This is a genomic window from Microlunatus phosphovorus NM-1, assembly GCF_000270245.1.
GTDB classification, from domain to species: domain Bacteria; phylum Actinomycetota; class Actinomycetes; order Propionibacteriales; family Propionibacteriaceae; genus Microlunatus; species Microlunatus phosphovorus.
Genome location: NC_015635.1, coordinates 5,661,011 through 5,683,123, shown reverse-complemented (window position 1 = coordinate 5,683,123; position 22,113 = coordinate 5,661,011). Strand labels below are relative to the sequence as shown.

21 protein-coding genes are annotated in these 22,113 nt (G+C 68.0%); 13 read left to right on the top strand and 8 right to left on the bottom strand.

Features of this window, described 5'->3' with window-relative positions:
- The first annotated feature begins 462 nt into the window (after positions 1-462).
- The 10 genes from rpmH to MLP_RS25775 all read left to right on the top strand — a co-directional run bounded on the left by rpmH (position 463) and on the right by MLP_RS25775 (position 10,105).
- A complete protein-coding gene (rpmH, locus tag MLP_RS27750; RefSeq protein ID WP_013866184.1) occupies positions 463-600 on the top strand; it encodes a 50S ribosomal protein L34 in 138 nt (45 codons plus the stop codon).
- A 25-nt stretch (positions 601-625) separates the two neighbouring features.
- Positions 626-1,015, top strand: a complete 390-nt coding sequence (gene rnpA, locus MLP_RS25820) for a ribonuclease P protein component (RefSeq protein ID WP_013866183.1) — start codon at positions 626-628, stop codon at positions 1,013-1,015.
- Positions 1,016-1,019: 4 nt separating this feature from the next.
- Positions 1,020-1,409, top strand: a complete 390-nt coding sequence (gene yidD, locus MLP_RS27745; protein ID WP_013866182.1) for a membrane protein insertion efficiency factor YidD — start codon at positions 1,020-1,022, stop codon at positions 1,407-1,409.
- Positions 1,397-2,449, top strand: a complete 1,053-nt coding sequence (yidC, locus tag MLP_RS25810) for a membrane protein insertase YidC (RefSeq protein ID WP_013866181.1) — start codon at positions 1,397-1,399, stop codon at positions 2,447-2,449. Before yidD ends, yidC begins: the two co-directional genes overlap by 13 nt.
- Positions 2,450-2,563: 114 nt before the next feature.
- Positions 2,564-3,193 carry a Jag family protein gene (locus MLP_RS25805; protein WP_013866180.1) on the top strand — a complete coding sequence of 210 codons (630 nt, stop codon included), beginning with the start codon at positions 2,564-2,566 and terminating at the stop codon, positions 3,191-3,193.
- Positions 3,186-3,848 carry a 16S rRNA (guanine(527)-N(7))-methyltransferase RsmG gene (gene rsmG / locus MLP_RS25800; protein WP_013866179.1) on the top strand — a complete coding sequence of 221 codons (663 nt, stop codon included), beginning with the start codon at positions 3,186-3,188 and terminating at the stop codon, positions 3,846-3,848. Before MLP_RS25805 ends, rsmG begins: the two co-directional genes overlap by 8 nt.
- Positions 3,849-5,701: 1,853 nt before the next feature.
- A complete protein-coding gene (locus tag MLP_RS25790) occupies positions 5,702-6,619 on the top strand; it encodes a ParA family protein (protein ID WP_013866176.1) in 918 nt (305 codons plus the stop codon).
- Between the two features lie 37 nt (positions 6,620-6,656).
- Positions 6,657-7,622 carry a ParB/RepB/Spo0J family partition protein gene (locus tag MLP_RS25785; protein WP_013866175.1) on the top strand — a complete coding sequence of 322 codons (966 nt, stop codon included), beginning with the start codon at positions 6,657-6,659 and terminating at the stop codon, positions 7,620-7,622.
- Between the two features lie 57 nt (positions 7,623-7,679).
- Entirely contained in the window at positions 7,680-8,465 is a 786-nt protein-coding gene (locus MLP_RS25780) for a cyclase family protein (protein ID WP_013866174.1), read from the top strand.
- Positions 8,465-10,105 (top strand): thiamine pyrophosphate-binding protein, encoded by a 1,641-nt coding sequence (locus MLP_RS25775; protein ID WP_013866173.1) that lies wholly within the window; start codon positions 8,465-8,467, stop codon positions 10,103-10,105. Before MLP_RS25780 ends, MLP_RS25775 begins: the two co-directional genes overlap by 1 nt.
- Before the next feature lie 34 nt (positions 10,106-10,139).
- Here MLP_RS25775 and MLP_RS25770 read toward each other — a convergent pair whose 3' ends face one another.
- Genes MLP_RS25770 through MLP_RS25750 form a run of 5 tightly spaced genes read right to left on the bottom strand, consistent with a single transcriptional unit; the run spans position 10,140 to position 14,218 of the window.
- Positions 10,140-10,994, bottom strand: coding sequence for a siderophore-interacting protein (locus tag MLP_RS25770; RefSeq protein ID WP_013866172.1), 855 nt, complete (start codon positions 10,992-10,994; stop codon positions 10,140-10,142).
- A gap of 56 nt (positions 10,995-11,050) precedes the next feature.
- Positions 11,051-11,488: a DUF3817 domain-containing protein gene (locus tag MLP_RS25765; RefSeq protein ID WP_013866171.1), complete on the bottom strand. Its 438-nt coding sequence runs from the start codon at positions 11,486-11,488 to the stop codon at positions 11,051-11,053.
- 27 nt (positions 11,489-11,515) lie between these two features.
- On the bottom strand, positions 11,516-13,033 hold the full coding sequence (locus MLP_RS25760) for a multicopper oxidase family protein (protein WP_013866170.1): 1,518 nt from the start codon (positions 13,031-13,033) through the stop codon (positions 11,516-11,518).
- 7 nt (positions 13,034-13,040) lie between these two features.
- Positions 13,041-13,505 (bottom strand): COX15/CtaA family protein, encoded by a 465-nt coding sequence (locus tag MLP_RS25755; protein WP_013866169.1) that lies wholly within the window; start codon positions 13,503-13,505, stop codon positions 13,041-13,043.
- Positions 13,502-14,218, bottom strand: coding sequence for a hypothetical protein (locus MLP_RS25750; RefSeq protein ID WP_013866168.1), 717 nt, complete (start codon positions 14,216-14,218; stop codon positions 13,502-13,504). The genes MLP_RS25755 and MLP_RS25750 overlap by 4 nt, the downstream gene beginning before the upstream one ends.
- 112 nt (positions 14,219-14,330) lie before the next feature.
- Here MLP_RS25750 and MLP_RS26935 point away from each other — a divergent pair, with 112 nt between their 5' ends.
- The 3 genes from MLP_RS26935 to MLP_RS25735 all read left to right on the top strand — a co-directional run bounded on the left by MLP_RS26935 (position 14,331) and on the right by MLP_RS25735 (position 18,826).
- The gene (locus MLP_RS26935) at positions 14,331-16,619 is read left to right on the top strand and encodes a sensor histidine kinase (RefSeq protein WP_156821309.1); all 2,289 of its coding nucleotides are present in this window, start codon (positions 14,331-14,333) and stop codon (positions 16,617-16,619) included.
- Positions 16,597-17,241: a response regulator gene (locus MLP_RS25740; RefSeq protein ID WP_013866166.1), complete on the top strand. Its 645-nt coding sequence runs from the start codon at positions 16,597-16,599 to the stop codon at positions 17,239-17,241. Before MLP_RS26935 ends, MLP_RS25740 begins: the two co-directional genes overlap by 23 nt.
- Before the next feature lie 166 nt (positions 17,242-17,407).
- Positions 17,408-18,826 (top strand): ankyrin repeat domain-containing protein, encoded by a 1,419-nt coding sequence (locus MLP_RS25735; RefSeq protein WP_013866165.1) that lies wholly within the window; start codon positions 17,408-17,410, stop codon positions 18,824-18,826.
- Positions 18,827-18,926: 100 nt separating this feature from the next.
- Here the strand turns inward: MLP_RS25735 and MLP_RS25730 are convergent, their stop codons facing one another.
- Genes MLP_RS25730 through MLP_RS25720 form a run of 3 tightly spaced genes read right to left on the bottom strand, consistent with a single transcriptional unit; the run spans position 18,927 to position 22,023 of the window.
- Positions 18,927-19,643 carry an SURF1 family protein gene (locus MLP_RS25730; RefSeq protein WP_013866164.1) on the bottom strand — a complete coding sequence of 239 codons (717 nt, stop codon included), beginning with the start codon at positions 19,641-19,643 and terminating at the stop codon, positions 18,927-18,929.
- A gap of 27 nt (positions 19,644-19,670) precedes the next feature.
- Positions 19,671-20,642 (bottom strand): D-alanine--D-alanine ligase family protein, encoded by a 972-nt coding sequence (locus tag MLP_RS25725; protein ID WP_041793577.1) that lies wholly within the window; start codon positions 20,640-20,642, stop codon positions 19,671-19,673.
- 40 nt (positions 20,643-20,682) lie between these two features.
- Positions 20,683-22,023 carry an aminotransferase-like domain-containing protein gene (locus MLP_RS25720; RefSeq protein ID WP_013866162.1) on the bottom strand — a complete coding sequence of 447 codons (1,341 nt, stop codon included), beginning with the start codon at positions 22,021-22,023 and terminating at the stop codon, positions 20,683-20,685.
- Positions 22,024-22,113: the final 90 nt, after the last annotated feature.

Sequence of the window (22,113 nt, the reverse complement as noted above, 5' to 3'; positions counted from 1 at the left end):
CGCTGGCCATTCCCCGTCTCTTCCACACGCTGATGTCTCGTCCCCAACCCTAGTCCATCCACATAGTTATCCACACCCTGTGTATAGATGGGTGGACACCGATCGCCTACCCCACAGGCGACCGCCCAGGCCGAAGCCAGCGTCGTCAGGAGCAGAGATATCGGATGGATCGAAGGGCGTCTGGTGGCGAAGGTTGGCGTACGAAACACTGGGCGAGGGAGAACGTAGCAATGCCAACCGGCGTGCCGCAACCCGTTCGTGACAATTTTGTGACTCGGTTTAGCTATCGTCGGCGTGTCGGCTGGACAGTGTCAGCAGATCCTCAGGATCGACCTTGGCGAGTTTGACCCTGTTGAGTGGGCCCCGTACCGTTAGAAGGTCGCCGCCAGTGCGGTGACCTCTGTTTGCTGCCCGTATATGCGGGTAGTCCTTGGTCAGATAGACGATATAGGGAGCCCTCCCGTGAGCAAGCGCACGTTCCAGCCGAGCAATCGACGCCGCAGTCGGGTCCACGGATTCCGCCTCCGGATGCGGACCCGTTCCGGTCGCGCCATCCTTGCCGCCCGCCGGCGCAAGGGCCGCGCCAAGCTGTCTGCCTGACAGCCGGCTATCCGGGGGTCGGCCCGTGTTGCCCACGTACGCGCGGATGCGTCGGTCGGAGGACTTTCGACGCACCGTGCGGCTTGGGGTGCGCGCCGGTCGCCGAACCCTGGTCGTGCATGCGTTCCGGGAGCCGGCCGCTCCTGCGATCGACGACCACGCCGGTGCCGAGAGCACGGCGAGTCGCGCGCCGCTGGTCGGTTTCGTCGTCTCCAAGACCGTCGGCTCGGCGGTCTGTCGCAACCGGGTACGCCGGCGGCTGCGGCACCTGACCCGGCCGCACCTGAGCGAGCTGAGCGCGGGTACGACGGTCGTGGTGCGGGCTCTGCCACATGCCGCGGCAGCCGGTCCGGACCTGTCGACTGATCTCGATGCGGCCTGGGCCTCGGCGATGGCCAAACTGAGGCGGCGATGACGCGATGAAGTACCTGCTGATCGGCCTGCTGAAGCTCTACCGGCTCGTCATCTCCCCCCTGTACGGGAACGTCTGCCGCTACTACCCAAGCTGCTCGGCCTACGCGTTGCGCGCGGTGCAGGTGCACGGGGCGCTGAAGGGGAGCTGGCTTGCCGGCCGTCGACTGCTGCGATGCCATCCATGGGCGCCCGGCGGCTACGATCCCGTCCCCGGCACTCCTGAGTTCGAGGAGGAGGCTCGGCTGCAGGCTGAGGCCGCTGCCGCCAGCCATGACCTGGCCCATCACGACTCGCCGGAGGTCAGCGCCCAGCGCGTCGACCCGATCCCCCGGCCCGAGGTGTCCGACCACAGAGCCGCCACGGCTCACGTACGAGGTGTGAATTGTTCGACCTGATCCCGCTCATCCCACTGAGCATCTGGGACCCGTTCGTCGCCATCGGCGGCGCGATCATGCGCCCGCTGTATTGGGTGGTGTCGGGTCTCCTCGTGCTGTTCCACAGCCTGTGGACCCCGGTGCTCGGCGCCGACAGCGGCTGGACCTGGGCCCTGTCGATCATCTGCCTCACTGTGGTGATCCGCATCGCGCTGATCCCGCTGTTCGTCAAGCAGATCAAGTCCTCCCGACAGATGCAGCTGCTGCAGCCGAAGGCGCGCGAGCTGCAGAAGAAGTACGGTCACGACCGGGAGAAGCTCGGTCAAGAGACCATGAAGCTCTATCGGGAGCACAACGCCAACCCCTTGGCCTCGTGCCTGCCGCTGCTGCTTCAGATGCCGATCTTCCTGGCATTGTTCCGGGTGCTCGATGGCGTCGCCCACGGGATCGCGCGGGGCCACTGGCTCGAGATCCATCCCGAACTGGTGACGTCACTGCAGAACGCCACCATCTTCGGGGCACCGATCTCCTCGACCTTCATGAAGGCGAGTGCGCTCGGCGCCGCCGCGATGAACGTCCGCATCGTCACCGTGGTGCTGATCCTCGCGATGACGGCGACCTTGTTCATCACCCAGCTGCAGCTGATGCGCAAGAACATGCCGCCGGAGGCGCTGACCGGCCCGTTCGCCCAGCAGCAGAAGATGATGCTGTATCTCTTCCCGATCATCTTCGCGGTCGGTGGCATCAACTTCCCGATCGGTGTGCTGATCTACTGGCTCGCCTCCAACCTGTGGACGATGGGTCAGCAGTTCTATGTGATCCGTCGCAACCCCGCCCCGGGCACGCCGGCGTACGACGCGTGGGAAGCCCGGCGGAAGCAGAAGCAGGCGCATGCGTCTGCCCGTCACCAGAGTCCCCCCGATGAGCCGGGTGGAAGCGCGAGTACCAACGGCAGCGGACCAAGCGGCAACGGCAGTGGTCCAGCCTCCTCACCATCCGATCCGCCCCGGGTGGTGCGCCAGCAGCCCCGGAAACAGACCCGTTCCCAGCGCAAGCGCTGAGGAGCCAGCAGATTTCACTGGTCCAGATGATCGAGGCAGGGACGAGTTCCCGCACGACCAGGACCCAGCCAGCATGAGTTGCGCGCCTGACTGTGGCGCCGGCGAGGGAGGAACATGACGAACACGGACGAGACGTCGACTTCGGTCGATGTGCAGGTAGCCGACGGGTCGGACGGCGTGGCGGGTGAATTGGTCGAGTCTGTCGCCGCGGGGCCGGTGGATGCCGCCGACCGTGCTGACTCGGACGAGGACGAATCAGATGATCCCGGTCAAGCCGACGCGAGTGACAACCCGCTGGAGGTCGAGGCCGAGGTGGCCGCCGACTATCTGGAGGAACTGCTGGACATCGCCGACCTGGACGGGGACATCGACACCTATGTCGACGGCGACCGCGCCCACGTGTCGATCGTCAGTAACAGCGATGCGCTGGTCGGTCGCGACGGCCAGGTCCTCGATGCGCTGCAGGAGCTGGCCCGGCTGGCCGTGCTCGCCGAGACCGGCCAGCGCAGCCGACTGATGCTGGATGTCGCCGGCTTTCGGGAGAAGCGTCGCACCGAGCTGCTGGCATTGGCTGCTGATGCGGTGGAAGTGGTGCGGGACGGTGCTGAGCCGGTGCACCTGAAGGCGATGAACCCGTTCGAGCGGAAGATCATCCATGACGCTGTCGCCGCGGCCGGACTGACCAGCGAGTCCGAGGGCGAGGAGCCTCGTCGGCACGTCGTCGTGCTGCCCGCAGGTGCCTGACGACTCCGTCGACTCCGGTTCTGCCGATCCTTGTTCTGTAGCACATCGTGCGGTGGTCAGCCGGGTCTACGGAGACTCCGATGCCTTCGAGCAGATATGTCGATATAGAGATATATTGGCAAATCGAGGTATTGAGTGGGGACTGCTTGGTCCACGCGAAGTTCCTCGGCTATGGGACCGGCACATCCTGAACTCAGCCGCCGTGGCCCAACTGGTGCCGGATCATGCCGGCGTCGCCGATATCGGCTCAGGGGCTGGGCTGCCGGGTATTCCGGTGGCCATCTTGCGACCGGACCTGGTCGTCGACTTGGTCGAGTCACTGCTGCGCCGGACCACTTTCCTCACCCACACTGTGGATGACCTGGGGATAACCTCGCGTGTCCAGGTGGTCCGTGCGCGGGCCGAGGAGTTGGACCGACGCTACGACGTGGTGCTGTCGCGGGCACTCGCTCCCCTGGATCGGCTGGTTCGCTGGTGTCGGCCATTGCTCAGTGACGGTGGCTCGATCCTCGCCATCAAGGGATCTTCGGCCGAGCAGGAGATCGCCGATCACGCCAAGTTGCTGCGTCAAGCCGGCTTGAATGCCGAGGTGGTTGCCTGCCGACTCGACGATGAGATCCCTCCGACGACTGTGGTGCGACTCCGCGCGCGGTGACGCTGCCGGACTGCGTGGGTCTCTTGCGGCGTCGCTCCTGAGTTCGACTTCGCACCATCTCCTGCGACTTCGCACCAGGCCCGCCGGGTGCGAGGTTGACCCAGTTGGTGCGAAGTGGTGCCGCTGCCGTCGAACTGACCGTGCATGATGTGATGCAGATCACATTGGATTGCACGGCATTCTTCGAGGACTCGCGACATGGTTCGCGTCTTTCCTCGTCCCTATCTGTGAGCGGCGAAGGTGTGGCGGGTGATCAAGGGGGCGTCATCCGCACGAAGCCGCCAGGGGATGCGCCCTCCGCGGCCCGACCGGGCAGCGGAACAGTCGGTGGTGAGTGGTGAATGAGGGAAGGGACACCCGCATCACTCACCACCGACGCGTGGCGGTCACTCCACACCAGCGAACTTCCATGGCAACTCCGCTACCGGCAGCCGTGAGCAGGTTGGTGAGTCCTCTACCTCGACCGCACCGGCCGCCTGATCCGCAGCTCGGCCCGGGACGCCTGACCCCTGACAGATACTCAGAAGAAGGACCTGATGGTGATCCCGCTGGTCTTCAACCCCGGACCTACGGCCACCACTCCGAACGGATCGTCGGACTGGACCGAGTGCCGTCCGGCACCCACCAGCAGACCAGCGCGAGAGTGGGACCGGTGGCTATTGCCAGCCGGGAGCTCAGTTCGGAGTCGGAGTGTGACCGGCACGGGCGGCATCGTGGACCTGGACCCGTTCACCGGCCGGATCGGCGGGTTCCGCAGACATTCGGCGGTTCGATTGGACGAGGCACCTGCCACCTCAGTCTCACCGTGCGTCGACGGAGCGCTCCCGTGGTGACCACGGACGGGTGACCAGACCGGGCGCTGAATCCCGGCGGGGTCGAGTCTTGCTTGGGTGACCCTGCCCCACGCGCCGCCCCCGGATCGGCTCACCGCCCGGTGCGTGGCTGGGCATCCCCTCGGTTTGATCTTGACCTTCTTGGTTGGCGTCCCACCGACGTTGCTGGCCTGTTCGACGTCGGCTCGGAGGCGAAGCCGACCTGGGCCAGCGAGTTACGTCGGTCGCCCGGCGATTGCTGGCAGCTGAGTGCCCTGAGGCGTTGTCTGGTGGTCGCGATGGTCAGGACGCGGACGTACGTCAGCGGATCACGCGGTGGTCTGGCCACTCAGCTGTGTGATTCGACACCGGATTTGATGCGCTGCTGCGCGGCACTCGGATGCTGTCGGTGGACTCGGTTACGGTGCTCTTGCATCGTAAACAAGGAGCGTGATGAGCATCTTCAAGACGGCCCATTCAGCCGCTACCAGGCGTCTGGGTTGGCCGGGTTCGCGACCACGTCGACCATCTCTCCTGGGTTGGCCGGGTGTTGCCGGCCATGCTCCTTCGGATGTGGAGTCGAGTGAGGAGGAAGTCGTTTCACGTGAAACCGACCGTGGGAGTGCCGAGGTTGTTTCACGTGGAACGAGGGAAGACCCGGACGACGAACCGCCAACTGGTGACTCCCGACTCGTCGGCGACGCCTTGGCCGACGATACGTCAGCTGAGCCTGTGCCAGCTGAGCCCTCCCCGACCGATCAGGGGACGACACCGATGCGGGTCGGTCGGTCGGCCGACGCGGTTGTGGTGGTCCCTGGAGATGACCACCTGGACGAGCCAACTGAGGGATCTTCAAAGGAAGACGATCCTGCGGGTGCCACCTCTCGTGAAGCCTCGTCGACATCTTCGGACTCGATTGGTGAGGCACTGGGCCTGGAGTCAGACCGTGATCAATCGGCGTCCGGCGAGTCTGCCACCAACGTTGCTGTGACCTCGACTGTGACGCTTTCAGCTGCTGCTGCTCCAGCGAGCACCGTGACCATGCGTGCTCGGGGCCCACGGCGAGCCAAGTTCGATCGAGACGAGTTCGACAACAGTCCTACACCTGACGAACCGTCGGCTCGACCAGCAGCGCAGGACCAGTCAAGCACCGGGTTCCCGGCACCGACGCAGACCCGCATCTTCGTCGTGGCGAACCAGAAGGGCGGCGTCGGGAAGACCACGACCTCGGTGAACCTCGCGGCAGCACTGGCGCTCGGAGGGCTCAACGTCCTGGTGCTCGACCTCGATCCCCAAGGCAACGCCTCGACGGCCCTGGGGATCGACCACGGCCCCGGCGTGCCGGGCACCTATGAAGTCCTGATCGAGGGCGCGGCGATCGAGGATCATCTGGTCTCCTCCCCCGAAGCGCCACATCTTCAGGTGCTGCCGGCAACGATTGATCTGGCAGGTGCCGAGATCCAGCTGGTCTCCAGCGTCGCGCGAGAGAACAGACTTCGGAAGGCGCTGCGCACCTACCTCGCAGACCATCCCGTCGACTATGTCTTCCTGGACTGCCCACCGTCGCTCGGACTGATCACCCTGAATGCGCTGGTGGCCGCCTCCGAGATCCTGATCCCTATTCAGTGCGAGTACTACGCCCTGGAAGGGGTCTCCCAACTCGTGCGGACCATCAACCTGGTCAAGGGCGAGCTCAACGAGGGTCTCGAGGTGAGCACGGTGCTGCTCACGATGTACGACGCACGGACCCGGCTCGCGGCACAGGTCGCTGAAGAGGTGCGCTCCTACTTCACCGAGCAGACTCTGCCGACGGTCATCCCGCGCTCGGTGCGGATCTCAGAGGCACCGAGCTACGGCCAGACCGTGCTGACCTACCACCCCGACTCGGCTGGAGCGGTCTCCTACCTCGAGGCAGCCCAGGAGATCGCTCGGCGTGGCGCACGACAGGAGGGGCAGTGAACATCCATCTATCCGCATCCAGGAGAGGCATCATCCAGTGGCCGAACGCATAGCAGATCGACGCGGTCTTGGACGCGGTCTCGGCGAGCTCTTCCAGCGCACCGAGCCAGTGGCCGCGCCCGCGGGTGCGTCCTCTGGAATGACGGCCGAGCGGGCGGAGCCGGCGCCGTCCGCAGTCGAGGGGACGCCCACCCCGATCCCGGATGGCTCCTACTTCGCGGAGATCTCCCTCGAGGCGATCACCCCGAATCCACGCCAGCCGAGGACCAACTTCGACGAGGAGGCCATGGCTGAGCTCGTCGACTCGATCGCTGAGGTGGGGCTGCTGCAACCCATCGTGGTCCGCCCGCTGGCTGACGATCGATTCGAGTTGGTCATGGGCGAGCGGCGCTGGCGTGCCGCACAGCAGGCCAGCCTGGAGGTGATACCGGCGATTGTCCGAGAGACCGAGACCCACGATCTGCTTCGCGACGCCCTGCTGGAAAACCTCCACCGCGCCCAGCTCAATCCGCTCGAGGAGGCGGCCGCCTATCAGCAGATGCTGGAGGACTTCGGCTGCACGCAGGAGGAGCTCGCTACACGGATCAAGCGGTCCCGGCCGCAGATCTCGAACACCATCCGGCTCCTGCGGCTGCCACCGACCGTCCAACGGCGCGTGGCAGCCGGCGTCCTGTCCGCCGGCCACGCTCGGGCATTGCTTGCCCTGTCAGACCAGGCGAGTCAGGAGCGATTGGCTCAGCGGGTGGTCGCCGAGGGACTCTCCGTGCGGGCCACCGAGGAGATCGTCACCCTTGGCGATGCCGAGGAGTCCTCGGCGACGCAGCGGTCACCGCGTACGGCTCGCGAGCCGAACCCCCGGGCGGGTGAGCTCGCCGGTCAGCTGGCCGACCGGCTCGACACGCGGGTGCGGGTGGACAGCGGAAAGTCCAAAGGCAGGCTGGTCATCGAGTTCGCGTCCTCGGAGGACCTGGAGCGCATCGCTCAGATCCTGTTGAATAGATAGATAGATAGATATATCGATAAATTTATGAAGAGATAGATCGAGAGAAGGACACAACACGTGACGACACCCAGCTTGCTCGACGCGGTGCAGGCAGCCATCTCCACTGGGTCGATCGAGGTGCTGGACCTGACTGCGCCGCTGTCGCCTCAGACCCCGGTGCTGCAACTTCCGCCGCCGTTCGCGAACACCATCGCGCTGAGTCTGGAGACCGTCAGCGACTTCAATGATCTCGGGCCGATGTGGAAGTGGCACAACATCCACACGGGCGAGCACACCGGCACTCACGTCGATGCCCCGGCCCACTGGGTGACGGGGAGGGATGGCTGGACGGTAGACCAGATCCCGCCGGCGCGTCTGATCGGTCCGGCAGTCGTGGTCGACGTCACCGAGCAGGCCGCCGCGAATCCGGATTTCCTGCTCGGGCCGGAGCATCTGGTGGCTTGGGAGGCCGAGTACGGTCAGATCCCGGAGGGCGCCTGGGTGCTGCTGCGGACCGGCTGGTCGGCACGGAACGGCTCACAGGAGGAATTCCTGAACGCCGACGAGAGCGGCCCACACACGCCTGGTCCGTCGGTCGCCGGCGCTCAGTGGCTCGCCTCGGAACGCGCGATCGCCGGCTTCGGAGTGGAGACCGTCGGCATCGACGCCGGGTCGGCCGGTGGGATGGACCCAGCCTTTCCCGCCCACTACTACCTGCTTGGCGCGGGTCGGTTGGGTCTGACGCAGTTGCAGCAGCTCGATCGGCTGCCGGCGACCGGCGCGCTGCTGATCGTCCAGCCACTACCGATCGTCGGTGGCACGGGCAGTCCGGCTCGGGTTCTCGCGCTGGTCGAACGTCGCTGATGCGGGTCGCTGAGGCGGTCGGGCAGGCGGTTGCCGACCTCGGGGCCGGACACGCGTTCGGTGTGGTGGGCAGTGGCAACTTCGCGGTCACGAACGCCTTGGTCTCCGCGGGCATACCGTTTCTGGCGGCTCGTCATGAGGGTGGTGCGGCGACGATGGCGGACGCGTACGCCCGCACCAGCGGCAAGGTGGGCGTGCTGACCCTGCATCAAGGCTGTGGCTTGACGAACGCGATCACCGGCATCACCGAGGCGGCCAAGAGCCGGACCTCGCTGCTGGTGCTGGCTGCCGATGTCGCGGGCTCGGCCGTCGGCTCCAACTTCAGGATCGACCAGGATGCTCTGGTTCGCAGCGTCGGCGCCATCCCCGAACGGGTGCACAGCGCCGCGTCTGCGCTGACCGATGTTCAGCGTGCCTACCGGACGGCGGCACAGCAGCGGCGCACCGTGGTGCTCAATCTGCCTTTGGATGTCCAGGCGGCCGAGCTGCCGGGGCCCTATCGGCTCGAGCAGGCTTTGCCGAGCCACCGTCCCGCGCCGGCGCCCGCCGCGGTCGCGGAACTAGCTGAGCTGATCGGCCGCGCCGAACGCCCGGTCTTCCTCGCCGGGCGGGGCGCGGTGGCGTACGGTCCACAGATTGCTGCGCTGGCTCACCAGTCCGGTGCGTTGCTGGCAACCTCCGCCGTGGCGGCCGGGACCTTTGTGGGTGAATCGTACGACCTGGGCATCTGCGGTGGGTTCGCCACGCCACTCGCGGCCGAGCTGATCGCCGACGCCGATCTGTTGGTCGCGTGGGGCTGCAGTCTGACCATGTGGACGACCAGACACGGCCGGCTGCTGGGCGCAGACACCGCTGTCGTACAGATCGACGACGACCCGACGGCGCTCGGATCACGTGCGGCGATCCGTCTCGGCGTGTTCGGGGATGTCGGTCTGACGGCGGAGGTGCTGGCCCAGCAGCTCGATGGCCAGCCGGCTCGCCGCGGATACCGAACAGCGCAGGTCGCGGAACGGCTCCGTGCGGAGGGTCGCTGGGCCCAGCTGCCGTACGAGGACTGGTCGACCAGGGACGCCATCGATCCTCGGACGCTCAGTGTCCGGCTGGATGAGCTACTTCCTGGCGAGCGACAGCTGGCTGTCGACTCGGGCAATTTCATGGGCTATCCGGCGGCCTATCTGGCGGTGCCGGGACCCGGTGCGTTCTGCTTCACCCAGTCCTTCCAGTCGATCGGTCTGGGGCTGGCCACCGCGATCGGCGCGGCGCTGGCCGCGCCGGATCTGCTCCCCGTGCTGGGGACCGGCGACGGCGGGTTCCTGATGGGCATCGCGGAGTTGGAGACCGCCGTCCGTCGAGGGATCGGGATGGTCATCGTGGTCTATGACGACGCCGCGTACGGCGCCGAGGTGCACCATTTCGGACCGGAAGGTGCTGATCTGTCGACGGTGGTGTTCCCAGACGCGGATTTGGCAGCGGTTGCTCGCGGGTTCGGCGCCGATGCCATCACCGTACGCACCAGTACCGATCTGGTGGGCCTGGAGTCCTGGCTGACGGGACCACGTGACCGTCCGTTGGTGATCGACGCGAAGATCAGTAGCGACGGTGGCGCCTGGTGGCTGCAGGAGGCCTTCCGCGGGCACTGAGCAGCTCGTCGTTTCGGCCGTTCGTCCGGTTCGTTCAGTGCGCCGCTGACGCCCGGCGTCGGTCGGCCGAGGGGGACTTCCAGAACCCGCAGAAGGTGATCCGGTCCTTCGGCAGACCCTGGCGGACCAGTCGGCGCCGGCCTTCGGTGGCCAGCCGGGACTCACCGACCAGGAACGCGTACGTGTGTGCCGGATCGAGTGGTGCCCTCTCGATCACTGCGGTCAGTGCCGCCAATGCCGCTGCACCAGGGGTCGCCGCTGGATCGCACTCGTCCCGGACCACCCACTGCACATCCAGCCCGGCAGGATGGGGCAGCTCCCGAACGTCGGCACGAGTGGGTACCTCGAGCACGGCGTGGCCCGCCGTACCCGACTCCAGGTTGAGCAGAATGCCGGCCAGCGCCGGAAGAGCGCTTTCGTCTCCGGCCAGCACGACGGCTGAGGTGTCCGAAGGCGGGTTGAAGAGCAGCCCTTCGTCCAGGAGAGCCACCCGATCACCGAGGTCGGCGGACGCGGCCCACTGGGCGACTCTTCCCTCGAGCTCCCCGGAGGGCCGACGGTGCAGCACGACATCGATGTCGAGTTCCCTCTCGGTTGGTCGGAAGTCGGCGACGGTGTAGTTGGCGCAGTGTGGCCGTTGCCGCGCCGGAGTGGCGAGCCACTGGGCGTACCAGAGCTTCGAGGTGGCCGTCGGCAACCGCCACTCGGTCTGGTCCGGGTGGGGGAGAAACAAGCGGAACCAGTGGTCGAAACCCAGATGGTCGAACGCGGACAGCTCCTCGGAAGACACGGTCACGCGCCGGAATCCCGGTCTCAACTCGGCTACCCGCGAGACCTCGGCACGATAGAACCGAACGGTCTCCGGCAGGATGGGACGGCGATTGCTCACCGACTCAGGTTAGCCTCACCTACATACTGCTCTCGATCGCAGGTTTCATCAGGTGATCAGTCGTTGGCGGGAGTCTCTGCCACGGGCGTCGAGGACTCCGGACGATCGGTCCGCACGAAGGTGTCGGCATTCTCGGGCGTCACTTTGGCAGCTTCCTCCGGCAGGGAGGACTGGGTGGCGTACTCGGGATAGACCGAGAGCTTGGCCCGCACATCCTTGGTCGCATAGTGCTCAGCGACGAAAGAGAGGAACGGGACGGTGCCGGCGAGGGCGATCAGGATCAGGCGACCCCAGCCCCATCGGGCGCGTCGGCCGAGGTCGAACGCCGTGATGATCAAGATCATGTAGAGCCAGCCGTGCGGGATGCCGGTCCAGGTCACCACGGTGTCGTTGTCGCCGAGGTATTTCAGCGGGACCCCGACGCAGACCAGGACGATCAGCAGACAGCCGACGACGTAGGCCATCACTCGGTAGCGGATCAGGGCACCAGTCACGGCTGCGAGCTTACGTCGTGGCGCCCCTCACTCCGGTTGGTTGTCCAGGTCACCGCCGATCCGAAACGGAGTGTCGACTCCTTCGTACATCAGGTGCGCGACCATGCCGTCCTCGGCGTGCTCGAGGTTGTGACAGTGGTCCATCCAGATCCCGGGGTTGCCGGCGACGAAGGCGATGTCGTACGTCTCCCGCGGCTGGACGTCGAGTGAGTCGACCCACCACGGGCTGCCGCTGCTGGGCTGACCGTCCCGGGCGAGCACCAGCAGGCGATGGCCGTGCAGGTGCATCGGGTGCACCTCACTGCTCCGGTTTTCCAGCCGCATGGTCACCAGGTCCCCGTCGGCGACCACATACATCGGGACGTGGGGGTAGAGATGGCCGTTGATCGACCACCACATGCCGGGACGTCCCCGGACGAACCCCAATCGCCGCCCGATGACGTAGTCGAAGTGTCGGGTCGCTTGAGCGGGGTCGATGCCGGTCGGCGCAGGCGTGCCGTACGTCAGCAGGTCGAGCCGCTCGGTCGGCTGTGCGGGCACCGCCGCCGGATCAGCAGCTCCCGAGCCGAGCAGGACCGCGGTCGCCCTGGACAACTGGATGCGTGCCAGCCCTCCGGCGGCTGGGACCTTCACCTGCAGATCGGCCCGGCCACCCGCCGCCAGACTCAGCGACCGGTCGGTGACCAGACCCGGTTCGTGCAGGTCGGTGCCGTCGACGGCCAGCACCCGATAGGGGAGGTTCGCCCACACGGTCATCGGTGCGTTGTCGGTGTTCGTGATTCTGACCCGGGCGAGCTGTCCCGGCGCGGCCGGGACGCGCAACTCGCCGGGTGCGCCGTTGATCGTCCGCACGCCGGCGTACGTGTGTGCCAGTGCGGTGACGTCGAGATCGGTGAGACCGGCCGCCGATGTCGTCCGCGGGACGACGACCAGCGAGCCGAACAGACCGCCGGCGACCTGCGGGTTCGACAATTGATGGGAGTGATACCAGAAGCTGCCCACTCGGTCGGCGACGAACCGGTAGACGAACTCCTCCCCGACGGGCACCGCATCCTGGGTGACACCGGCCACCCCGTCCATGGCGTTGGGCACGTCGACCCCGTGCCAGTGCAAGGTCACGCCGGCACCCACCGAGGCGTTGCGCAGCCGCACCTCGACAAGCTGGCCCTGGACGGCGCGGATCTCCGGTCCCGGCGTCACATTGTTCAACGTGAAACCATCGAGCTCCCGCTCTCCGATCCGGATCGACTCTTGCCGTGCAGTCAGCTCGACCCGAACGTCGACCGGTCGGCTCGGATCGGCGACCAGGTCGGTTACCGCGCGCGTGGTGGTCGGTGCGGCGGTATCCGCGTGGCCAGAGTGGCCGGCTGCCGCCGCCGCGGTGCCGCCGAGGTCGGCGTACCCCATCTCCATGATCGAGTACGACGACGGCACCCGGCTGTCCTGCCAGAGCCAGGCCAGCGGGGCGACGATCACCAGTGCTGCGAGCAGCGGGACGACCACCGCCCGATGCCGGCCCGATCGACCGGTGTTCCCCCGAGACACCGTCGGCTCAGCCGGTGGTGACCGACTGATCGGTATGGTGATCGGCCGGCTGGTCGAACGTCACCCGGCGGGCCGCGTATAGGGCCAAGGCGAAGACGACCAGCGCGTTCAGGCCGTGCAGGGCGCCGACGATCGGGACCTCATGGCCCAGGAAACCGAGCTGGCCCTGCAGCACCACACCCACGAACAACGCGACGGCGACGACGATCGGTCGCTTCCGCCGCGTGAAGAAGGACAGCACCATCAGCACCAGCGCGATGACCGGGATCACGATGCCGCCGTTGATGCCGTGGATGATGAACCCGGCGATCTCGGGAAAAGGAGCGGTCTCGCTCTCGATCAAGGACGCGTCGGCGACACCACCACCGGCGATCCACTTGCCCAGACCGGCCATGGCCCAGACGGCCGCCATCGCCTGGACGGCGACCTCGACGGCGATCACGTACGCGAGCACGCGGTAGGCAGTTCTCATCTGAAATCCCCCTTTTTGGAAACGTTCTCGGAAACGGTGGCCGGTTTGACCGCGGCAACCGGAGGCCGGGCTCGGAACACCGTGGCTGCGACCAGCAGCGGCCAGACGGGCAGTGCCAGCCAGTTGATGAAGCCCAGGATCACGGCCGGAATGACGAGCAGCACTCCCGGCATTCCGAACTGTTGCGCGCTGAGGTCGACGCCGCCGATCAGCAGGCCGGCCAGGGTGAGCAGCAGTGCGGCAGGCCAGGAGACTCCGAGCAGCAGACCGAAGCGGGTCACTGGCCGTGGCAGGGCGTTCGCACGGTGCCCGACCGAGCTGACCGCGAGCAGCCAGCCATAGAGCACGACCAGGAAGCCCATGACATAACGGACCTGGACCTCGAACGTCATGGCGCCCACCACCAGCGCGAGCGAGACCACCACCAGGCCCGCGGTGGCCACCAGGGCGAGTCCGGTGATCGCCTTCATCGCGTGGCCGGCCGGCAACAGTCGGGCGACGGCCGCGATCACCGGGATGAACAAGGCGAACTCGACGGTGCCGACCAGGTCGTTGGCGAAGCCGAGCCAACCCCAGGGTGTCTCCCGGGCCGCTGAATAGTCCAGGGCGAAGAACCCGACCAGCAACACGTTGGCGATGAGCCCGACGATGCCGCAGGCGAGCGCGGTTCGAAACGGCCCGCGTGCCAAGGAATCGGGTGTGGAACCAGTCATAGGTCCACGGTCGGCGGGGGTGGGTCCCGATGTCACGGGACGGTGTCCCGATCGGCCCGGGAATCTGCGCCGAAGGCTGTCCTCGCTGCCGGAAACGAGCCCACAATGAGGCATGAGCGCAGCAGTCAGCGGGGAGGCTGCCGGCCCCGCGCCCCGACCTACAGCTCGCGCCCTGACGCGGCGGTGGCCGGCGGTGGTGGCCACGGCCCTGATGCTGCTCGGAGTCCTGGCGGTGATCGTGCGGCTGGACGCGCCGTCCGATGGCACCCGGATCACCGACTGGGTGACCGGCGGCGTGATCGTGGCCGTCGACGCCGCCCCAGCACCCCCGACGGGAACAGTCGAGGGTCTGACCGACGGCGATGTGGTGCGGATGATCGGTGGTCAGTCGGTTGCGGATCGCCTCGATGTGCTGCCTCCCCCCGAGCTGGGGGCCAGGGTGGACTACCAGGTCGAGCGGGTCGAGGCTCCGATCCCGGTGCTGATCGGTCGGCCGGCGGTCCTGCCAATGCTGCAGTACGGCTGGGGCAACCTGGTCTTCGTCGTCACGCTGGCCCTGCTGGCCGTGTGTCTGTACGCCCGTCGGCCCGACGAGCCGGCGACGTCGCCGTTGCTGGTCGCCTCCGCAGGTCTGCTGGGCAGCACTGTTGTTGTGGTGGCCGGCGTCCCGGCGTTGGCGATGGCCGTCGGCGGTCCGCTGCTGTGGCTCTACAACCTGAACATCGTCGGCGCGTACACCATCGCCTGGGGCGCGATCCTGGCCTTCGCGCTGCTTCTGCTCGGTGGAAGGACGGTCTCGCGGGCGTGGCTGGCCGGCGCCTGGCTGCTGCCACCGGTCGCCACGGTCGCGTTGCTCGGCGCTGCGGCGCTGCGAGCCCATGACTGGTCTGAGTGGTTCGGCATGGTCTATGCCGGATCTACGGTGATCGTCACCGGGGCGATGCTGCTCATGCTGTTGCTCGGAGTCGTGGCCTATCGCGCGCCTGGGCATCCCGAGGGCCGCGCGCGGGTGCGCTGTCTCGCCGTGGGCTCGATCGTCACCGCGGTGCTGGCGATCGGGCTGTGGCACCTGCCCCAGCTGCTGATCGGGCACTCGCTCCTGCCCCTCGGAGCCTTGGGTCTGTCGGGGCTGCCGTTCATCGCCGCGGTGGGGATCGCCCTGTGGCGACATCAGCTCTTCGATATCGAGCGGCTGGCCAATCGGTCGCTGACCTACCTCGCCGTGACCGTGGTCCTGGTGGCCGGCTATGCGATGGTGGTCGCACTGCTCGGCAACGTCTTCGGACTGTCGGGCGGCATCGCCGCCGCCCTGGCCGCGATCGCGGCCGCGCTCGCGCTCGCCCCGGTGCTGCGAGCCGCCCGTCGTGGGGTGAATCGGCTGATGTATGGCGAACGCGACGACCCGGCAGGTGTGCTGGCTCAACTGGGCAGCCGGATGCAGGCCGCCATGCTGCCCGACGATGTGCTGCCCGTGGTGGCGGAGACGGTGGCGCAGTCGTTGCGACTGCCGTACGTGGCCATCGACCTGCCCGAGGAGACCGGTGGGTTCCGGACAATCGTCGAACGGGGTCGATCGGTCGGCACTCTGCACACCGAGGAACTGCGGCACCACGGCAGCGTGGTGGGTCGGCTGCGGGTCTCCGCTCGCGGCATCGACGATCCGCTGGAACCGGCCGATCTGGCATTGCTCCGATCGCTTGCCGGGGAGATCGGTCCGGCGGTCCAGGCGGTGCGACTCCATCAGGATCTGGTGCGATCCCGAGCCGAGGTGGTCGCGCTTCGGGAGGACGAGCGGCGTCGACTGCGCCGTGATCTGCACGACGGACTCGGGCCGGCCTTGGCCGCGATCGGATTGAAGGCCGGACTGGCCCGGCGTGACGTGGCGCAGACGACGCGGGCGTACGACCTGCTCGGTGAGATCGATGGTGAGGTGAAGGCATCGCTCGGCGGGATCCGACGGTTGGTGGAGGGTCTGCGCCCGCCGGCGCTGGACGAGCTCGGCTTGGTGGGGGCGCTCCGCACCCGAGCGGCAACGCTGGCAGCAGACCTCACGGTCGAGGTCACGGGGGAGCTCTCGGAGCAACGTCTGCCGGCAGCGGTGGAGGCGGCCGCGTACTGGATCGCAGTGGAAGCGATGACCAATGCCGCCCGACACAGCCAGGGCAGCCGTTGCATGGTGGATCTGCGGTTGTTCCACCACACGCTGGTGTTGGTGGTGGCCGACGACGGCCGAGGACTCGACTCGAGCCGGCCCTCGGGAGTCGGTTTGAGCTCGATGCGGGAGCGAGCGGTCGAGGTCGGTGGCTCGCTGGTGGTGCACGCTGCCGCGGACGGGACCGAGGTGGTCGCTCGGCTGCCGCTGGATCTGGGAGTTGTCGATGGTCACGTTGATCCTCGCTGACGACCACCCGGTGTTCGCTTCCGGGCTGCGCGCGGTGTTCGAGGCCGAACCGGACATCGTGGTGCAGGCCGTGGTCGGGACGGGCCGGGAGGCGGTCGCCGCGGCGCTCGAGCACCGGCCCGACGTCGCCGTTCTCGACATCGCCATGCCGGACGGCGACGGGTTGTCGGTCTGTGCTGAGCTCCGGCAGGCGGGACTGCCCACCCGGGCCCTGATGCTGACCATGTTCGACGACGATGACAACGTGCTCGCCGCGTTGCGCTGCGGTGCCTTCGGCTACACCCTCAAGGGCGCGGGTCCGGATGAACTGGTCGCGGCCGTCCGAGCGGTCGCGCGTGGCGAGGTGCTGTTCGGGGCCGGGATCGCCGCACGGATGCTCGAGCTGTTCGGCCGATCTGCCAGCACATCACCGTTCCCGCAGTTGACCGACCGCGAGTCCGAGGTGCTGGGTCTGCTGGCGCAAGGACTCGACAACGCCGTGGTGGCTCGACGACTCGGAGTGAGTGCCAAGACTGTCCGCAATCACGTCTCCAACATCATCACCAAGCTGCACGTGTCCGACCGGTCGGCGGCCATCCTGCGCGCCCGGGACGCCGGACTGGGTGGCGGACAAGCGAGCTGACACCCCTGTTGCACGGCGACCCCGCGGCGGCGTAGCGTCGGAGGCGGCGCGCAGGGCGCCACCGGTCCGCGGGCAGGGTCCAACCCACCTGACGCGCGACTCGCTGCTGGACGCCACCTCTTTCGCCCCGACGGCGCGGACATCGGGACCAGCGAAGGAGGCCACCGTGCCCTATCGACTCCCGGACCGCCCTGACCTGGAGCGACTCCGCAAGCAGGCGAAGCAGTTGCGGCGCCGCGCAGACATCGGCGACCCGGAGGCGGTCGCCCTCCTCACCCGCTATGACCCGGGTTCCGGACCCGTCACGCTGGCTCGTGCTCAGCGGGTGCTCGCCCGGGCGTACGGGTTCGCCGGGTGGTCACGCTTGCGCCAGCACTTCGCCACGTTGGCGGAATGGGGCCGGGAGCCGGCGGCGACCGCGGACTCCGACGACCCCGTCGACGCGTTCCTCCGGGCGGCCTGCCTGACCTACACCGGGCATTATGAGCCCGCCCGGGCACCGGCCCTCCTCCGCGGCGACCCGGGGCTCGCCGAGGCGACCGCCGCGACGATGGCCGTCTGCGGTGCCGCTGCGGCCTTGGCGGAGCTGCTCCGTCGTGACTCAGCGGCGGTGAACCGGCTGACCGGGCCGCACCGCTGGCCACCGTTGCTCTACCTCTGCTACGGCCGGCTCGATCTCGGTGATCCGGTCGCCACCCTCCGAGTGCTGCTCGATGCCGGCGCCGACCCGAACGCCGGCTTCCTCTGGGGGCGGCTGCCGTCACCGTTCACTGCGCTCACCGGGGTGCTCGGTGGCGGTGAGCGTGACGAGCCGGTCCATCCCAAAGCGGAGGTGCTGGCGACGATGCTGCTGGACGCCGGTGCCGACCCGAACGACAACCAGGGCTTCTACAACCGGCAGTTCCGGCCTGACGACTCCCACCTGCTGCCACTGCTCTCCCACGGTGCCGGTCAACCCCGTCCCTCGCCGTGGCGAGAGCGGCTCGGTTCGGCCTATCCCTCGCCGGCTGAGATGGTGGGTGAGCACCTGCGCACGGCTGCGGCCGCCGGGTTCACCGAGCGGGTCCGGGTGCTGCTCGCGTACGGGGTCGACCCGAACACACAGGGCTACCACCCGATCCTCGGTGACCAGACCGCGTACGAGGTCGCTGTCCGTCACGGACAGGCCGCGGCCGCGGCGCTGCTCGCCGACGCTGGTGGTCGCAGTGCGCGACTGGACGACGTCGATCTGCTGCTGGCGGCGGCACTGGGCGGCGACGGGGCAGCGGTGGACGGGCTGCGGTCGCACGGTCCGGCGTTGGTCGGACGCCGACCCGAGGCGGTGCGGCTGGCCGGTGAGCTGCACGACGTCGGCGCGATCCAACGGCTGCTCGAACTGGGCTTCGGCGTCGACGACACCGGGCCGGATGGTCGCACCGCGCTGCACGAGGCAGCGTGGCGCGGCGACGAGGCCGCGTGCTCCTGGTTGCTGGCCCACGGTGCGGACCAGACGCGTCGCGATCGTGACTTCTCCGCGACACCGGCCGACTGGGCCGCTCACGCCGGGCATGCCGAACTGGCGGAGCGGCTCAGAGTGCCCAATTAGTACGGGTAATGTTTTCGAGAATCTGCCGCACAGAAGAGCCCACTGCGCTCAGTCAGGCACGGCGTCATCTGTTGTGTGGCAGATTATCGAAAATCAGCGGCTAGCGGATGAGGGTGGAATCGAGTTCAGTCTTCTCGCCGATGTCGCGGGCCATCTTGACGCTCATCAGGATGGCGAACAGGCCGAAGATCCACCACTGGGCGGCGTACGCGCCGTTGCGGAGCCGGCCCTGGCCTGAGGGCAGCACCAAGGGCGCGGGCTCCAAGCCTTCCGCCTGGGCACCGCTAGCCGACAAGACGACGAAGCCGTCGACCATCGGGCCGGGCCAGGTCTGGGCGAGCAGCGGGATCCGTACCGACGGCAGCCGTGAGGTCGATCCGGAAATGGCCATGCCGTCGCCGGCCTCCTCCGACGGGAGCAGCACTCCCGTCTGGGTGACCTCGCCGACTGATGTCGATGGCGCCTCGCCGGAGTCAGCCGGGGCGAGCCCACGGACGACGGCGAGCGTCCCACCGCCGGACAGGTGCAGGGCGGTCACGACCCGGAACTGGGCGGGGGAGCCGTCCAGCGGCACCAGGACCTGCAGCGTGGGGTCATAGCTGCCGGTGAACTCCACCGCCCGGCCGTACCCCTCGGTCACCCTGGTCCCCGGCGCCGCGACACTGGTCAGCGGCACCGGCGCCTGGCTCGCCCGGGCGGCTGAGGCCTCGGCTCCCTGCCGGTGATAGACGTCCAGTTGCCAGATCCCCATCAACGCCATGCCCGCACCGATCGCACAGCCGAGCACGATGATGCCGAGCTGCTTGAGCAGGGTCATCCCAGAGACCTCAGGAGAGCGAGGCGGTCACGCGACGGGCTCCGCCGGCACGCGTCCACCTCGACGTGCCGCAACCCGGATCAGGTCGGCGCACATCTTGCCCAGGCTCCAGCCGGCAGACTCGACGGCGAGCGGCACGGCCGACGTCTCGGTCATGCCGGGAGCCACGTTGACCTCCAGGAACGTCGGCACCCCGTCGGGGGTGACGATCAGGTCGGTCCGTGACAGGTCGCGCAGTCCGAGCACGTCGTGCACCCGCAACGCCACGGACGCGCACGCCTCAGCTACCGCTGGATCGAGCTCAGCGGGGCACAGGAACCGGGTCGCGCCTGCCGTGTAGCGCGCGGCGTAGTCATACACGCCCGAGTCCGGCCGGATCTCCACGGCGGGCAGCGCCTTCGGACCGTCGCCTCGGTCGGCGACCGTGACCGTGACCTCCACGCCGGACACGAACTGCTCGATCACGGCCACCGAGCCGTACGCGTACGCGCCCACCATCGCCGAGGGCAGCTCCTCGGGCCGGGTGACCTTGCTGGCACCGAGTGCCGAGCCGCTCCGCGACGGCTTGACCATCATCGGGAACCCGATCTGGTCGGCGAGTGCCGCCATCAGGGCCTGGGCACCGAGCTCGCGGAAGATCTCGTGCGGCAGCGCGATCTGAGTGGGAGTGGCCACGCCGCTCTCGGCTACCACCGTGGTGGCGATCGACTTGTCGAAAGCGACCCGGCAGGCGGCGCCGACCGAGCCGACGAAGGGCACCCCGAGCAGCGACAGCACTTCCCGTAAGGCGCCGTCCTCGCCGGCTTCGCCGTGCAGCACGGGGAACACCACCGCCTGGGGCAGCGAGTCGAGCAGGCCGATCAGATTCGAGTCGACATCGGACTCGATCACCTCGACTCCCCGCGAGCGCAGGGCCATGGCGACCCGGCGGCCCGACCGCAACGACACGTCGCGCTCGTGGGACAGGCCACCGGACAGCACGACGGCGGTCTCTGTGATCGGCTGGCTGCTGAGGGTCACGGTCGTCTCTCTCCGGAGCTCATCGCTGGTTGGTTCCTGGGGACTCGTACAGGCGGTCGGTCGGACTGCCCGACTCGACCATGGTGCCGAACGTCGCCAACACGTCGGTCTCGTACTGCATGACCTCGCCGAGTCGCCGCGTCCCCTCGATGATCCGCTCCGGAGTGGGGAAGCAGTAGGACAGGCGCATGTGCCGGCTGCCGAGGCCATCGGCATAGAAGCCGGTGCCGGGCACGTACGCGACCCGCGCCGTCACGGCGCGCGGCAGCATGGCATGGCTGTCCAGACCCGGCGGCAGGGTCACCCAGACGAAGAAGCCGCCGCCGGGCACCGTCCAACTGGTGCCGGCGGGCATGTGGTCGGCCAGCCCGGCGAGCATCGCGTCGCGGCGTTCCCGGTACATCTCGCGGAACAGCTTGATCTGACCGCGCCAGTCGTGATTGTGCAGATAGGAGGCGACTGCGAACTGGGAGAAGGTCGGCGGACACAGGGTGGCGGATTCCTGCGCCAGCACCAGCTTCTCCCGCACCGCGTGTGGCGCGAGCACCCAGCCGACCCGGAAGCCCGGCGCGAACGTCTTGGAGAACGAGCCGAGGTAGACCACGCGTTCGGCGTCGAGGGAGCGCATTGCCGGCACCGGATCGCCGTCGAAGCCGAGCAGACCGTACGGATTGTCCTCCACCACCAGCAGGTCACCCTCCTCGGCGACGCGCAGGATCTCTGTCCGACGCTCGAGCGGCTGCGAGATGCCGGCCGGGTTCTGGAAGTTGGGGATCGTGTAGAGGAACTTGGCCTTCTTGCCGGCCGTCTTCAACGCAGCCAGCGCCTCGGCGAGCGCGCCGGGCAGCAGCCCGTGCTCGTCCATCGCGACATGGACGACCTCGGCCTGATAGGCCCGGAAGACGCCTAAGGCGCCGACATAGCTCGGCGCTTCGCACAGCACCACGTCGCCGGGGTCGCAGAACAGCCGGGTCACCAGGTCGAGCCCCTGCTGGGATCCGACGGTGACGGTGACATCGTCGGGGTGCGCGGTGATGCCCTCGAGCTTCATCACCTCACAGATGGCCTCGCGGAGCACCGGCTCGCCCTGACCGGAGCCGTACTGCATGGCCCGGCGTCCATCGCTCACCACCAGCTCGTTCAACACGGAGCCGACCACGTCGAGCGGCAGATCAGAGATGTTCGGCATGCCGCCGGCCAGTGAGACCACCTCGGGCCGGTTGGCGACGGCGAACAGCGCACGGATGGCCGAGGCTGTCATGCCGTGCGTACGGGCGGCGTACCGGTCGACATAGCTGTCGAGACGGGTGTCGCGGCGCTGCAGGCGCGCCAAGCCGGCGGCGGCGTCGGCCGCTGTCACTGGCTCGGGGGACGCTCCTCTTCCGCGGGTGGGCTCAGGCTCCTGGTCGGTCACCCTCCAAGGGTGCCTCATTCGCGCGACATGTGCAGG

Bases quoted from the DNA above. Each gene is read 5' to 3' on its own strand.
- MLP_RS25775 (WP_013866173.1), top strand. From the start codon at position 8,465: ATGCGGGTCGCTGAGGCGGTCGGGCAGGCGGTTGCCGACCTCGGGGCC.
- MLP_RS25730 (WP_013866164.1), bottom strand. From the start codon at position 19,643: ATGACCCTGCTCAAGCAGCTCGGCATCATCGTGCTCGGCTGTGCGATC.
- MLP_RS26935 (WP_156821309.1), top strand. From the start codon at position 14,331: ATGAGCGCAGCAGTCAGCGGGGAGGCTGCCGGCCCCGCGCCCCGACCT.
- MLP_RS25740 (WP_013866166.1), top strand. From the start codon at position 16,597: ATGGTCACGTTGATCCTCGCTGACGACCACCCGGTGTTCGCTTCCGGG.
- MLP_RS25790 (WP_013866176.1), top strand. From the start codon at position 5,702: ATGCGTGCTCGGGGCCCACGGCGAGCCAAGTTCGATCGAGACGAGTTC.
- MLP_RS25750 (WP_013866168.1), bottom strand. From the start codon at position 14,218: ATGACTGGTTCCACACCCGATTCCTTGGCACGCGGGCCGTTTCGAACC.
- MLP_RS25755 (WP_013866169.1), bottom strand. From the start codon at position 13,505: ATGAGAACTGCCTACCGCGTGCTCGCGTACGTGATCGCCGTCGAGGTC.
- MLP_RS25805 (WP_013866180.1), top strand. From the start codon at position 2,564: ATGACGAACACGGACGAGACGTCGACTTCGGTCGATGTGCAGGTAGCC.
- yidD (WP_013866182.1), top strand. From the start codon at position 1,020: ATGAAGTACCTGCTGATCGGCCTGCTGAAGCTCTACCGGCTCGTCATC.